Raw genomic sequence first — 13,546 nt, forward strand, 5'->3', positions numbered from 1 at the left:
CCCGCCCTGGAGAAACCCATGTCGACCCACGACTTCATCGCCGTCGGGCTGGGCCCGTACAACCTGGGCCTGGCCTGCCTGACCGCGCCGATCGGTGACCTCGACGGCCTCTTCCTCGAGGCCCGCGACGACTTCAACTGGCATCCCGGCATGCTGCTGGAGTCCACCCGCCTCCAGACGCCGTTCCTCGCCGACCTGGTCACCCTGGCCGACCCCACCTCGCCCTACTCGTTCCTGAACTACCTGAAGGAGTCCGGGCGGCTGTACCCGTTCTACATTCGGGAGAGCTTCTTCCCGCTGCGCAGCGAGTACAACGACTACTGCCGGTGGGCGGCGGCGAAGCTGTCCAACGTCCGGTTCGGCCACGAGGTCACCTCGATCGAGTACGACCCGGCCGACGAGCGGTACGTCGTGCACGCCACGGCGGCCGGCCAGCGGGTCACCCACCGGGCCCGGCACCTGGTGCTGGGCACCGGCACCCCGCCCCACGTGCCCGACGCCTGCCGGGACCTCGGCGGCGACGTGATCCACAACTCGCGGTACCTGGAGAACCGGGCGGCGCTGCGGGCCAAGCGCAGCGTCACCGTGGTCGGCAGCGGGCAGAGCGCGGCCGAGATCTACCACGATCTGCTCTCCGACATCGGCACCCACGGCTACCAGCTCAACTGGGTCACCCGCTCGCCCCGGTTCTTCCCGCTGGAGTACACCAAGCTCACCCTGGAGATGACCTCGCCGGACTACGTGGACTACTTCCACGCCCTGCCCGAGGCGACCCGGTACCGGCTGGAGGCCGAGCAGAAGGGCCTGTTCAAGGGCATCAACGCCGACCTGGTCAACGACATCTTCGACCTGCTCTACGCCCGCAGCGTGGCCGGCCCGGTGCCCACCCGGCTGATGACCAACACCGCGCTGAGCACCGCCACCCACGACCCGGCGAGCGGGAGGTACACGCTCGGCCTGCGCAATGTCGAGCAGTGTCGCGACTTCACCCTCACCACCGAGGGGCTGGTGCTGGCCACCGGCTACCACTACCGGGTGCCCGACTTCCTGGAGCCGATCCGCGACCGGCTCCGCTGGGACTCGCACGGCCGGTTCGACGTCGCCCGCAACTACTCCGTCGACCACACCGGCCGGGGCGTCTTCCTGCAGAATGCCGGCACCCAGGCGCACAGCATCACCTCGCCGGATCTCGGCATGGGCGCGTACCGCAACTCCTGGATCATCCGGGAGCTGATCGGGCGCGAGCACTACCCGATCGAGCAGCGCATCGCCTTCCAGGAGTTCGGCGCGCCGGTGGCGGTGACCGCATGACGATGTTCCGGCGGGTCGACGACCGGCTCGGCGAGTTCGCCCTGCGTACCCTCGATCCGGACGGCGACGCCGCGCTGCTGCACGGCTGGGTCACCCACCCCAAGGCCGCGTTCTGGCTGATGCAGGACGCCGGGGTGGCACGGGTGGCGCAGGAGTACCGGCGGATCGCCGCGCACCCGCACCACGACGCGTACCTCGGCTCGTGGCGCGGCCGGCCGGCGTTCCTCGCCGAGCGGTACGACCCGGCCCACGTCGAACTCGTCGGCCTGCACGACGCCGCCGAGGGCGACGTCGGCATGCACTTCCTCTGCGCGCCCGCAGACACCCCCGTGCACGGCTTCACCCGCGCCGTGATCACCACGGTCATGGCGTGGCTCTTCGCCGACCCGGCCGTCCGCCGCGTCGTCGTCGAACCGGACGTGCGCAACCACGCCGTGCACGCGCTCAACGCCGCCGTGGGCTTCACCGTCGTCGGCCCGATCCGCAAGCCCGAGAAGGACGCCCTGCTCAGCGTCTGCACCCGTGACACGTTCCTGGCCGCCACCCGAGGAGACCTGCCCGCGTGAACCCGCTCGCATCCGTGGACCACCTGACCCCGGGGCACTGGGCCGAGGCCAACCGGCTGCTGGTCCGCAAGGCCCTCGCGGAGTTCGCCCACGAACGACTGATCACCCCCGAGCCGCTGGGCGCGGACCGCTACCGGGTCCGCGGCGACGACGGCACCGTCGAGTACCGGTTCACCGCCCGGCTGCTCGCCCTGCGGCACTGGCAGGTCGACGCGGCCAGCATCAGCCGGCACTCCGACGGCCGGGAGCTGCCGCTGGACGCCGTCGACCTCTGCCTCGACCTGCGCGGGGCGCTCGGCCTCACCGACGAGATCCTGCCGGTCTACCTCGAGGAGATCACCTCGACGCTGGCCGGCACCGCGTACAAGCTCGGCAAGCCGGCGGTGGACGCCACCAAGCTGGCCCGGGCGGACTTCCAGGACGTCGAGACGCAGATGACCGAGGGGCACCCCTGCTTCGTGGCCAACAACGGCCGGATCGGGTTCGGGGTGCACGAGTACCACCGGTACGCCCCGGAGGCCGCCCGGCCGGTCCGGCTGATCTGGCTGGCCGCACACCGCGACCACACCACCTTCAGCTGCGCCGCCGACCTGGACTACGACACCCTGGTCCGCGCCGAACTCGGCGACGACACGCTCGCCGGCTTCGCCCGTACCCTCGCCGGGCTGGGACTGGACGCGGCCGACTACCTGCTCCTCCCGGTGCATCCGTGGCAGTGGTGGAACAAGCTCTCCGTCACCTTCGCCGGCGAGGTGGCCCGACGCCAGCTGGTCTGCCTCGGCGAGGGCCCCGACGAGTACCTCGCCCAGCAGTCCATCCGCACCTTCTTCAACGTCACCCACCCCGAGCGGCACTACGTCAAGACCGCCCTGTCGGTGCTCAACATGGGCTTCATGCGCGGGCTGTCCGCCGCGTACATGGAGCACACCCCGGCGATCAACGACTGGCTGGCCGACCTCGTCGCCACCGACCCCGTGTTCCGGCGCAGCCGGCTGACGATCATCCGGGAGCGCGCCGCGATCGGCTACCGCCACCGGCAGTACGAGGCGGCGACCGACCGGTACTCCCCGTACCGGAAGATGCTGGCCGCGCTCTGGCGGGAGAGTCCGGTCGCCGGGCTGGAGCCGGGCCGCCGGCTGGCGACCATGGCATCCCTGCTGCACGTCGACCGGGGCGGCCGCTCGCTCGCCGGCGCGCTGGTCGCGGAGTCGGGGCTGGCGCCGACGGTCTGGCTGCGCCGTTACCTCGACGCCTACCTGGTCCCCCTGCTGCACAGCCTCTACGCCCACGATCTGGCCTTCATGCCGCACGGGGAGAACGTGATCCTGGTGCTGCACGACGGCGCGGTGGAGCGGGTGATCTTCAAGGACATCGCCGAGGAGATCGCGGTGATGGACCCCGAGGCCGACCTGCCACCGGCGGTGCGACGCATCCGGGTCGCCGTCCCCGACGAGGAGAAGATCCTGTCGATCTTCACCGACGTGTTCGACTGCTTCCTGCGCCACCTCAACGCCATCCTGGTCACCGAGGGCGTCCTGGCCGAGGACGAGTTCTGGCGCACGGTGGCCGAGTGCGCCGCCGACTACCAGCGCAGCGTCCCGCACCTGGCCGACCGGCTGCGCCGGCACGACCTCTTCGCCGCCGAGTTCCCGCTGTCCTGCCTGAACCGGCTGCAACTGCGCAACAACCGGCAGATGGTCGACCTCGCCGACCCGTCGGCCGCTCTGCAGTTCGTCGGCACCCTGGCCAACCCGCTCGCCCGCTTCGCCCCGCCGCGATGAGCGCCCCCGGCGCGGTGCGCGACGGCAGTCGGGCGGTCACCCGGTTGGCCGGCCCGGTCCGGCACCGCTGGCTGATCCTGGCCGTGCTCTGCCTGGCCCAGGTCGCCGTGGTCCTCGACAACACCGTGCTGACCGTGGCGATCCCGGTGCTCACCGGCGAACTGGACGCCACCACCGCCGACGTCCAATGGATGATCAACGCGTACGCGCTGGTGCAGTGCGGCCTGCTGCTCACCGCCGGCAGCGCGGCCGACCGGTACGGGCGGCGGCGGATGCTGCTCGCCGGGCTGGTCCTGTTCGGCGCCGGCTCGCTGGCCGCCGGGCTCGCCGGGACCAGCGGTCAGCTCATCGCCGCCCGGGCCGGTATGGGGATCGGCGGCGCCCTCCTGGTCACCGCCACCCTCGCGGTCGCCATGCAGATCTTCGACGCGGCCGAGCGGCCCCGGGCGATCGGTCTCTGGGCGGCCACCAGCGCGCTGGGCTTCGCGGCCGGGCCGCCGATCGGCGGCGCCATCCTCGCACACCTGCCGTGGAACGCGATCTTCCTGGTCAACGTCCCGATTGTGCTGCTCTGCCTGCTGGCCGCCGGGGCACTGGTGCCGGAGTCCCGCGACCCGGTGGACGGCCGCCTCGACCTGCTCGGCGTGCTGCTCTCCACGGCCGGCCTGACCGGGGTGGTCTGGGCGATCATCTCCGGCCCGGAGCATGGCTGGGCGGCGCCGGCGGTGCTCGGCGCGGCCGGCGGCGGCGTGCTCCTGCTGGTGCTCTTCGCGGGGTGGGAGCGGCGGATCCCGGCCCCGATGCTGGACATGAGCCTGTTCTCCGAACGCCGGTTCGTCGGCGCGGTCTCCGGGGTCGTCCTGATCACCTTCGGCGCCACCGGCGCACTGTTCCTGCTGACCCAGCACCTCCAGTTCGTGCGCGGCTATTCGGCGTGGGAGGCGGGGCTGCGGATGGTGCCCTTCGCGCTCTCCATCGTCGTGCTCAACCTCGCCGGCGTCGCCGCCCGGGTCATCCGCCGGCTCGGGTCGCCGGTGGCGATCGCCGTCGGGATGGCGCTGCTGGCCGGCGGCCTCACGGTCGTCACGCACGCACCGGGGGACGGCTATCCCGTGCTGCTCGGCGGGCTGCTGCTGATGGGCGCCGGCTGCGCGCTGGCCAACCCGGCCATCGTCGAGGCGGTGATGAGCGCCGTGCCGGCGCGCAAGGCCGGCGTCGGCGCGGGGGTGGACGGCACCATGACCGAGGTCGGTGGCAGCCTGGGCATCGCCGTGCTGGGCGCCGTGCTGAACGCCCGGTTCGCCGCGCTGCTGCCGCCCGCCCTGGCCGGCGCGGGATCCCTCCCCGCCGCCGTGGCCGCCGCCCGGTCGGAGACCGAACGGCAGGTCGTCTCCGACGCCTTCCGCGCGGCGCTGGAGACCGGCCAGACGGTGGGCGCCGTCGCCGTCCTCGTCGGCGGCCTCGTCACCGCCGGGCTGCTGCGCCGGGCCGACCGCGCCGGCTGATTCCCGCGCCCGCCACGGGTCCTCGGTGACCGCCGGTTCGGATCGGTGACGGCCCGGCCGGGTCGGGGACCGCCCGGCCGGGTTGCCGACAGCCCGTCCGGACCGGTGATCGGCCCGGACGGGGAGGTCGGGTCAGGCGGCGGTGGACCAGATGGCGCGGAAGGCGGCGGCCTCCCCGGCCAGCCACTGCTCGACCTGCTCGGGCTTGATCGTGTCGGGCATCCGGTGGGCCTCGCCCCGCCGCACGTCGACCAGGACCGGCTCGGCGTGCGGCAGCACCGCGTCCATGTGCCGGGCCATCAGGTGCAGCGTGGCCAGCGTCGCCTCCTCGCTCGGCGGGGCCTCGTCGAAGTGCAGCCGGACGGCCTCGGCGTGGCCGTCGGCGTACCGGACGCCGAAGTGGGGGTTGATCTTGACGGGCAGGTCGCCCAGCATGGCGAGCGCGTCGCGGGTCTGGGCCAGGTCGATGCCGGCCGGCTCGCCGAGGGACTCCAGCCAGGCCGTCGCCCCGGGGACGAGCGCCTGGTAGAGCGGGCGCCACCGCGGCTTGACCACGTCGGCCACGCCGGCGAGGTGGGTGCCGCCGGTGTGGAAGGCGATGTCGGCCTTCAGGGCCTTGACGAACTGGCCGTGCGGGTTGAACCCGTGCCGGCTGGCCCGCTGCTTGCGCAGCCCACCGACGAAGGTGGCCTTGGTCGGCCCGGTGCGGTCGACGTACCGGGTGAAGCCGAGGAGCGTGGCGTAGGGGGTGAGCGGGGCGGCGGAGGTGGGCGCGGTCACGGCGTCCTCCCAGGTCAGGATCTCGATTAGTACATACATTCTAATCGACGGGGGTGACATCGCCCAGGGAACGAAAGGGGCCGCCCGCACACTCCGGACGGCCCCTTGAAACTCTTTTCTACAGCTGCCCGACGTCGGTGATCCGGACGACCGCGGCGCCCGCCTCGTCGGACGCGGCGAGGTCCACCTCGGCGCTGATGCCCCAGTCGTGGTCGCCCTCGGGGTCGTCGAGGATCTGCCGCACCGTCCAGCGCTCCCGGCCCTGCTCGATCATCAGCAGCGCCGGCCCGCGCGCGTCGGGGCCGACCCCGATCGAGTCGTACGACTCGAAGTACGGCTCCAGCGCCTCGGCCCACGCGTCGGCGTCCCAGCCCGACGCGGAGTCCAGCTCGCCCAGGTCGTACCAGCGGCGCAGCGCGGCCAGCTCGACCCGGCGGAACAGCGCGTTGCGCACCAGCACCCGGAAGGCGCGGGCGTTGCGGGTGACCGCCGGCGGCTTGTCCTCCAGCGAGGAGGCCAGCTCCGCCACGTCGGACGGGTTGCGCAGCCGCTCCCACTCGTCGATCAGGCTGGAGTCGACCTGGCGGACCAGCTCGCCCAGCCACTCGATGAGGTCGACCAGCTCCTCGGTCTTGGCGTCCTCGGGCACGGTCTGCCGCAGCGTCTTGTACGCGTCGGCGAGGTACCGCAGCACCAGGCCCTCCGAGCGGGTCAGCCCGTAGAACTGCACGTACTCGGTGAAGGTCATCGCCCGCTCGTACATGTCCCGGACGATGGACTTGGGGGAGAGCTGGTGGTCGGCGACCCAGGGGTGGCCCTGCCGGTACATCTCGTACGCGGCCTCCAGCAGCTCGGCGAGCGGCTTCGGCCAGGTCACCTCGTCGAGCAGTTCGAGGCGGGCCTCGTACTCGATGCCCTCGGCCTTCATTGCGGCCACCGCCTCGCCGCGGGCCTTGAACTGCTGCGCGGAGAGCACCTGCCGGGGGTCGTCGAGGATCGACTCGACGACCGAGAGCACGTCGAGGGCGTACGAGGGGGACTCGACGTCGAGCAGCTCGATCGCGGCCAGCGCCAGCGGCGACAGCGGCTGGTTGAGCGCGAAGTCGAGCTGGAGGTCGACGGTGAGGCGGACCCGCCGGCCGGCCTCGTCCGGCTCGTCGAGCTGTTCGACCACCCCGCCGGCGCGCAGCGCCCGGTAGATCGCGATGGCCCGGCGGATGTGCCGGCGCTGGGCGGCCCGGTCCTCGTGGTTGTCGGTGAGCAGGTGCCGCATCGAGGCGAACGCGTCGCCGGGGCGGCCGATGACGTTGAGCAGCATCGAGTGGCTGACCTGGAAGCTGGAGGTCAGCGGCTCCGGCTCGGCCTCGACCAGGCGCTCGAAGGTGGGCTGCCCCCAGCCGACCGAGCCCTCCGGCGGCTTCTTCTTGACCACCTTGCGCCGCTTCTTCGGGTCGTCGCCGGCCTTGGCCAGGGCCTTCTCGTTCTCGATGACGTGCTCGGGGGCCTGCACCACCACCCGGCCGAGGGTGTCGAAGCCGGCCCGCCCGGCCCGCCCGGCGATCTGGTGGAACTCGCGGGCCTTGAGCAGCCGGGTACGCACCCCGTCGTACTTGGACAGGCCGGTGAAGAGCACGGTGCGGATGGGCACGTTGATGCCGACGCCCAGGGTGTCGGTGCCGCAGATGACCTTGAGCAGGCCGGCCTGGGCGAGGGTCTCCACCAGGCGGCGGTACTTGGGCAGCATGCCGGCGTGGTGCACGCCGATGCCGTGCCGGACCAGCCGGGACAGGGTCTTGCCGAAGCCGGAGGTGAACCGGAAGTTGCCGATCGCCTGGGCGATCATGTCCTTCTCGGCCCGGGTGCAGACGTTGACGCTCATCAGCGCCTGGGCGCGTTCCAGCGCGGCGGCCTGGGTGAAGTGCACGACGTAGACCGGGGCCTGCTTGGTCTCCAGCAGCTCCTCCAGGGTCTCGTGCAGCGGGGTCATCGCGTACGAGAAGAGCAGCGGGACCGGCCGCTCGGCGGAGCGGACGACGGCGGTGGACCGCCCGGTGCGCCGGCTAAGGTCGTCGACGAACCGGGTGGTGTCGCCGAGCGTGGCCGACATCAGCACGAACTGCGCCTGCGGCAGCTCGATCAGCGGCACCTGCCACGCCCAGCCCCGGTCGGGCTCGGCGTAGAAGTGGAACTCGTCCATGACCACCTGGCCGACGTCCGCCCGGGACCCCTCGCGCAGCGCGAGGTTGGCCAGGATCTCGGCGGTGCAGCAGATGATCGGGGCGTCGGCGTTGACGCTGGCGTCGCCGGTGAGCATGCCGACGTTCTCCGCGCCGAAGACCTCGCAGAGGGCGAAGAACTTCTCCGACACCAGCGCCTTGATCGGCGCGGTGTAGAAGGTGGTCCGGGCGTCGGCCAGGGCGGCGAAGTGCGCCGCGATCGCGACCAGGCTCTTGCCGGAGCCGGTCGGCGTGTTCATGATCACGTTCGCGCCGGAGACGATCTCGATGACCGCCTCCTCCTGGTGGGGGTAGAGGTCGAGGCCGCGCTCCTTCGCCCAGCCGGCGAACGCGTCGTAGAGGGTGTCGGGGTCGGCGCTTCGAGGCAGCGCGGCAGTGAGCGTCATAGCCGCTCCATCGTGCCCGCCCCACACCCCCGCCCGCCAACCGGGTACACGCCGCCCCCCTCGCGCCGCCCCCTCGCATCGCACTTTCAGAGAAAGCGTCGCTATTCCCGCCCCGATACGCACTCTTTCTCTGAAAGTGCGCCCGGGGGCGGCGGGGTGCGTCGGAAGCCGGGGGTGGGGGGTCAGGGGTGGCGGTGGTGGATGAGGTCGAAGATGGGGCGGGCGGCGGTCAGGGCGCGGCGCTCGAACTTGGTGACCGGGCGGTGCGGGGGGCGGGGGGCGAAGCCGTTGTGCGGGTCCGTCAGGCCGGGGTCGGCGGTCAGGGTCTCCCGCATCGACTCGGCGTACTCGGCCCAGTCGGTGGCGCAGTGCAGGGTGCCGCCCGGCCGCAGGCGGGAGCGGAGCAGCGCCACGTGCTCCGGCTGGATGATCCGCCGCTTGTGGTGCCGGGCCTTCGGCCAGGGGTCGGGGAAGAAGACGTGCACCGCGTCCAGGGCGTCGGTCGGCATGGCCCGGACCAGGTCCAGCGCGTCGCCCTTGGCCACCCGGACGTTGGTCAGCCCGTGCCGTTCCACCAGTTCCAGCAGGTTGCCGAGGCCGGGCGTGTGCACCTCGACGGCCAGGTAGTCCCGGTCCGGGTCGGCGGTGGCCATCGCCGCCGTGGCGTCGCCCATGCCGGAGCCGATCTCCAGCACCACGGGGGCGCCCCGGCCGAAGAGCGCGGCCGGGTCGAAGGGGCCGTCGAGCTCGGCGATGTCGACGCCGTACTCCGGCCAGAGCCGTTCCAGCGCGTCCGTCTGGCGGCCGCTCATCCGGCCGCGGCGGGGGTGGAAGGTGCGGATCCGGGCGGCCGGCGGGGCCGCCGGGACGGCGGGGTTCTGGTCGGTGGAGGTCACAGCGACCCGAGCGTACGCGACGGTTCCGTCGTATCGGATGTGATGTACGCCCGGGGGTGAGACGATTCATCCCGTACGGCAGGCCGGGCGCTCGCTGTCCCGGCGCTGCCCGAGGCGGCCGGAAGGGGGCAGGATGTCGATCACGCTCCAGCGCACCGCGTTGGCCATCACGTTCGGTGCCCTCGGCCCGGCGCTGCTCGGGGCGGGCGCGGCGCTCGCCGCCCCGCCACCCGCGGCGGCCCCGGCCCCAGGCGAGCCGGCTCAGGGCTGGCCGGAGCAGCCCGGAGAGCCGCAGCCGGCCCCCGGCGTGGTCTTCGTCGAGGTGCGCCCGAGCCCGGTGCAGCCCGGCTATCTGGTCGGCATCCGGGCCAGCTGCCGGGACAACTCCATCCCGGCGACGGCCGTCTCCGATGCCTTCGGTCGGGTGCAGGTGCACCCCCAGCGTGGTGAGCTGACCGCCTCGGCCGAGGTCCGGGAGCGGACCCGGCCGGGCAACTACCGGGTCAAGCTGGAGTGCCGGGATGGCGCGACCGCCTCGACGATGCTCCAGGTGGTCAAGTCGATGAAGCCCAGCCCCGGCCCGCACACCGGCTTCGGTGGCGCCGCCGGCGCCAACCTCACCGGCCTGCTCGTACCCGGTGGCCTGGCCCTGACCATCGCCGGCGCGACCGTCGGCATCATCGCGGCCCGCCGCCCCCGTGGCGCCGCCCGAGGCTGAGCGGCGCGATGGCCCCGCAACCCGCCTCGACACCGGCCGCCCGCGGCGACCGTACCTCGGCACGCAGCCCCTGGTCGGTGCCGCTCGCGGCGGCCCTGGTGCTGCTCGGCGTCTTCGCCACCGGCGCGGGTCTCGGGCGCACCGTCGGGCCGCTGGACTGGGCGGCCGGCCAGCAGCGCCCGGCGGACGCGCAGGAGCGGCCCGCCGCCGGGCGGGGTGGTGGGTTGCCGGCCAGCCGGCCGGTGAGCCTCGCGGTGCCGGCCATCCAGGTGACCGCCCCGGTGGCCCCGGTGGGCAAGGCGAAGGACGGGTCGATCGCCGTGCCGCCGCTGGACCGGCACCACGAGACCGGCTGGTACGACCGCGGCCCGACCCCGGGGGAGCCGGGCCGGGCCATCATCGTCGGGCACGTCGACTCCAAGAGCGGCCCGGCCGTCTTCTACGACCTGCGCAAGCTCAAGCCCGGCGACCGGATCGAGGTGACCCGCGAGGACCGCAAGGTCGCGGTGTTCACCGTCGACTCGGTCGAGTACTTCGACAAGTCCCACCTGCCGGCCGACCGGGTCTACGGCGACGACGGGCCGCCGGCGCTGCGGCTGATCACCTGCGGCGGCTCCTGGGTCGGCGGCCGGACCGGCTACGAGGACAACGTCATCGTCTTCGCCTCGCTGGCCGAGACCCGGCAGCCCTGACCGGCCGGGCCGTCAGCCCTTGCCGGTGACCTGCTGGACGACCTCGAACTCCAGCAGCGTGGCACCGGAGGCGACCGGCCGCCGCTGCTCCCCGCCCCCGCCACCAGCGTGTGCGGCCCGGGCCGGGCCGGCCGCCCACGCCTGGTACGCCTCCTCGCTCTCCCACCGGGTGTAGACGAAGTAGCGGCTCTCCCCGGCGACCGGGCGCAGCAGCTCGAAGCCGAGGAAGCCGGGGGAGTTCTCCACCGCGCCGGCCCGGGCGGCGAACCGCTTCTCCAGTTCCTCGCCGGCGCCGGACGGGACGTCGATCGCGTTGATCTTCACGACTGCCATGGCTCCACCCTAACCAGCGGCCGATCAGCCGGCCGGACGTCCCGCCGGCGCCCCGACGCCGGCCGGGCCCGCCGGACCGCCCACGTCGAGACGCGCCTCAGAACGATTCGACGGCCGGCACCAGTTCGGCGTCGACCACGATCGGGGCGTGGTCGGAGGGGCCCTTGCCCTTGCGGGCCTCCCGGTCGACGTACGCGGAGCGGACCGCCCGGGCGAACGGCGCGGAGGCGTAGACGAGGTCGATCCGCATGCCCTTGTTCTGGTGGAACATCCCGGCCCGGTAGTCCCAGTACGTGTAGGGGTGCGGGCCCTTCATCGGGGTCGGCACCACGTCGACCAGCCCGAGGTCGCGCAGCGCCGCCAGGGCGGCCCGCTCGGCCGGCGTGACGTGGGTGGAGGCGACGAAGAGCGCCGGGTCCCAGACGTCGGCATCGGTGGGGGCGACGTTGAAGTCGCCGCACACCGCCACCGGCGCCCCGCCGGCCAGCTCCGGCTCCAATGCGTCCCGCAGCGCGGCGAACCAGGCCAGCTTGTACGCGTAGTGCGGGTCGTCGGGGGAGCGGCCATTCGGTACGTACACCGACCAGACCCGGACCCCGTCGCAGTTGGCCGAGATGGCGCGGGCCTCCGGCTCCGGGAACCCGGGCTCGCCGGGGAACCCGACCGCCACGTCGGCCAGCCCGACCCGGGACAGGATCGCCACCCCGTTCCACCGGCCGTCGCTGTGGCTGGCCACCTCGTAGCCCAGCTCGCCCACCTCGGGGCTGGGGAAGGCGCCGTCGGGGCACTTGGTCTCCTGCAGGCAGACCACGTCCGGGCCGGTGGTGGCCAGCCAGTCGAGCAGTCGGGGCAGGCGGGCCTTCACCGAGTTCACGTTCCAGGTCGCCAGACGCATGCCTTTAGCCTGCCGTATCCGGCCCCGGCATGCCGGGCCAGCCGATCCGGCGCGCCGCATGATCGGCCCGAAGCCGCGGCGGGCGGGCCGGCATCGCGAGGACAGCGGTCGGCCGTATCCGGTCAGTGCCCGGCTGGGCCAGCCAGGGCGGTCGGCGCCGTGGTGACGGCGCCGACCGCCGGTTGCCCAGCGGTCGGCCGGGTCAGCCGTTCGGGGTGTCGCCGGGGCGGGTCTGCTCGGCCAGGAACCGCTCCAGCTCGGCGCCGAGCTCGTCGGCGGTGGGCAGCGGCCCGGCCTCGGCGGCCAGCAGGTTCTTCTCGCTGCGCCCACGGGCGAACGCGTCGTACTGCTCCTCCAGGGCCTGGACCAGCGCGGCGGCCTCGTCGGTCTGCGCGACCTGCCGGTCGATCTCGACCCGCACCACCTCGGCGGCCGTGCGCAGGCTGTCACTGGGCAGCAGCAGCCCGGTGCTGCGGGAGACCGAGGAGAGCAGCACCTCGGCGGCGGCCGGGTACTCGGTCTGGGCGACGTAGTGCGGCACGTGCGCGGCGAAGCCGATCGCGTCCCGGCCCGCCTCGCCGAGCCGGTACTCCAGCAGGTGGCCGACGCTGCCCGGGACCTGCACCCGCTGGAGCCAGGGCTCGTAGCCGGAGATCAGCTCGCGCCGGGTGGCGTGCGCGGTCACCCCGGTGGGGCGGGTGTGCGGCACGGCCATCGGGATGGAGTTCAGCCCAGCGGTGAGCCGGACGTCGAGTCGGGTGGCCAGGGCGGCGACGGCGGCCACGAACCGCTCCCACTGCAGGTCCGGCTCGGGGCCGGTGAGCAGGAGGAAGGGGGTCTCATCGTCGTCGTGCAGCAGGTGCAGCGCCAGCTCCGGCGCGTCGTAGTGCTCCCAGTGGTCCTCGACGAAGGTCATCACCGGGCGGCGGGAGCGGTAGTCGAAGAGCTGGTCGACGTCGAAGGTGGCGATCTGACGCGACTCCAGCGAGGTGAGCAGCTGCTCACGGGCCAGGCGGCTCGCATTGCCGGCGTCGACGAAGCCGGTCAGGGCCTGGATCAGCACCGGCTGCCCGAGGTCGGGCAGGTCGTCGGTGAGCTGGTAGAGCTCGTGTGGGTCGAGCACCGGTCGGACCTCCTGAGAAAACGCGCGTACGGGCCGCCGTGCGCGCACGGCTCCCGGTTCGCCGAACGTACCCGCCCGCGGTATCCATTCCAGCAACGGGCGGTTCGCGGCGATCCTGGCGAGCAAAGACGGACGAAGCGCGCATTTCGCCGATCATCGGAGGTGCGGTTGTCCGTTGGTCTACCGATCGCTCATACCAACGGGGGATATGGTCGATCATGCGGGACGGGGCGGCGGTGTCGACCCCGGCGTTCCGGATCTCCCGCCGCCGGGGGGTCTTCCCGAGATGCCGGTTCTGCGGGGTTACGCCCGGCGGCCACGGG

Annotated in this window: 12 protein-coding genes; 6 read left to right on the forward strand and 6 right to left on the reverse strand. The window is 73.1% G+C overall.

Annotated elements, in window-relative coordinates; translation table 11 throughout:
* Window positions 1-18 precede the first annotated feature (18 nt).
* The 4 genes from ACTWM8_RS11075 to ACTWM8_RS11090 are packed head-to-tail and all read left to right on the forward strand — an operon-like array spanning window position 19 to window position 5,163.
* The gene (locus tag ACTWM8_RS11075; protein ID WP_446213738.1) at window positions 19-1,311 is read left to right on the forward strand and encodes a lysine N(6)-hydroxylase/L-ornithine N(5)-oxygenase family protein; all 1,293 of its coding nucleotides are present in this window, start codon (window positions 19-21) and stop codon (window positions 1,309-1,311) included.
* Complete coding sequence (locus tag ACTWM8_RS11080) at window positions 1,308-1,877, forward strand: GNAT family N-acetyltransferase (protein WP_446213739.1); 570 nt, start codon at window positions 1,308-1,310, stop codon at window positions 1,875-1,877. The genes ACTWM8_RS11075 and ACTWM8_RS11080 overlap by 4 nt, the downstream gene beginning before the upstream one ends.
* The gene (locus ACTWM8_RS11085; protein WP_446213740.1) at window positions 1,874-3,658 is read left to right on the forward strand and encodes an IucA/IucC family protein; all 1,785 of its coding nucleotides are present in this window, start codon (window positions 1,874-1,876) and stop codon (window positions 3,656-3,658) included. Before ACTWM8_RS11080 ends, ACTWM8_RS11085 begins: the two co-directional genes overlap by 4 nt.
* A complete protein-coding gene (locus ACTWM8_RS11090; RefSeq protein WP_446213741.1) occupies window positions 3,655-5,163 on the forward strand; it encodes an MFS transporter in 1,509 nt (502 codons plus the stop codon). Before ACTWM8_RS11085 ends, ACTWM8_RS11090 begins: the two co-directional genes overlap by 4 nt.
* Before the next feature lie 132 nt (window positions 5,164-5,295).
* Here ACTWM8_RS11090 and ACTWM8_RS11095 read toward each other — a convergent pair whose 3' ends face one another.
* From ACTWM8_RS11095 to trmB, 3 genes are all read right to left on the reverse strand, one after another.
* Window positions 5,296-5,943, reverse strand: a complete 648-nt coding sequence (locus ACTWM8_RS11095; protein WP_154938380.1) for a hypothetical protein — start codon at window positions 5,941-5,943, stop codon at window positions 5,296-5,298.
* 118 nt (window positions 5,944-6,061) lie between these two features.
* Complete coding sequence (locus tag ACTWM8_RS11100) at window positions 6,062-8,566, reverse strand: DEAD/DEAH box helicase (RefSeq protein WP_446213742.1); 2,505 nt, start codon at window positions 8,564-8,566, stop codon at window positions 6,062-6,064.
* A gap of 182 nt (window positions 8,567-8,748) precedes the next feature.
* On the reverse strand, window positions 8,749-9,462 hold the full coding sequence (gene trmB, locus ACTWM8_RS11105) for a tRNA (guanosine(46)-N7)-methyltransferase TrmB (RefSeq protein WP_446213743.1): 714 nt from the start codon (window positions 9,460-9,462) through the stop codon (window positions 8,749-8,751).
* 133 nt (window positions 9,463-9,595) lie between these two features.
* Here trmB and ACTWM8_RS11110 point away from each other — a divergent pair, with 133 nt between their 5' ends.
* On the forward strand, window positions 9,596-10,180 hold the full coding sequence (locus tag ACTWM8_RS11110) for a hypothetical protein (protein WP_446213744.1): 585 nt from the start codon (window positions 9,596-9,598) through the stop codon (window positions 10,178-10,180).
* The gene (locus tag ACTWM8_RS11115) at window positions 10,177-10,872 is read left to right on the forward strand and encodes a class F sortase (protein ID WP_446214521.1); all 696 of its coding nucleotides are present in this window, start codon (window positions 10,177-10,179) and stop codon (window positions 10,870-10,872) included. Before ACTWM8_RS11110 ends, ACTWM8_RS11115 begins: the two co-directional genes overlap by 4 nt.
* Before the next feature lie 12 nt (window positions 10,873-10,884).
* Here ACTWM8_RS11115 and ACTWM8_RS11120 read toward each other — a convergent pair whose 3' ends face one another.
* The 3 genes from ACTWM8_RS11120 to ACTWM8_RS11130 form a co-directional block, all read right to left on the reverse strand.
* Window positions 10,885-11,205: an antibiotic biosynthesis monooxygenase family protein gene (locus tag ACTWM8_RS11120; protein WP_446213745.1), complete on the reverse strand. Its 321-nt coding sequence runs from the start codon at window positions 11,203-11,205 to the stop codon at window positions 10,885-10,887.
* 97 nt (window positions 11,206-11,302) lie between these two features.
* Window positions 11,303-12,100, reverse strand: coding sequence for an exodeoxyribonuclease III (locus tag ACTWM8_RS11125; RefSeq protein WP_377611807.1), 798 nt, complete (start codon window positions 12,098-12,100; stop codon window positions 11,303-11,305).
* A gap of 202 nt (window positions 12,101-12,302) precedes the next feature.
* On the reverse strand, window positions 12,303-13,223 hold the full coding sequence (locus tag ACTWM8_RS11130; RefSeq protein ID WP_446213746.1) for a proteasome assembly chaperone family protein: 921 nt from the start codon (window positions 13,221-13,223) through the stop codon (window positions 12,303-12,305).
* Between the last annotated feature and the right edge of the window lie 323 nt (window positions 13,224-13,546).

Source organism: Micromonospora sp. IBSANI012 (assembly GCF_052814045.1).

Coding starts and splice junctions, on each gene's coding strand:
- ACTWM8_RS11075 (WP_446213738.1), top strand. CDS start 19: ATGTCGACCCACGACTTCATCGCCGTCGGGCTGGGCCCGTACAACCTG.
- ACTWM8_RS11080 (WP_446213739.1), top strand. CDS start 1,308: ATGACGATGTTCCGGCGGGTCGACGACCGGCTCGGCGAGTTCGCCCTG.
- ACTWM8_RS11090 (WP_446213741.1), top strand. CDS start 3,655: ATGAGCGCCCCCGGCGCGGTGCGCGACGGCAGTCGGGCGGTCACCCGG.
- ACTWM8_RS11100 (WP_446213742.1), bottom strand. CDS start 8,566: ATGACGCTCACTGCCGCGCTGCCTCGAAGCGCCGACCCCGACACCCTC.
- ACTWM8_RS11110 (WP_446213744.1), top strand. CDS start 9,596: ATGTCGATCACGCTCCAGCGCACCGCGTTGGCCATCACGTTCGGTGCC.
- ACTWM8_RS11120 (WP_446213745.1), bottom strand. CDS start 11,205: ATGGCAGTCGTGAAGATCAACGCGATCGACGTCCCGTCCGGCGCCGGC.
- ACTWM8_RS11125 (WP_377611807.1), bottom strand. CDS start 12,100: ATGCGTCTGGCGACCTGGAACGTGAACTCGGTGAAGGCCCGCCTGCCC.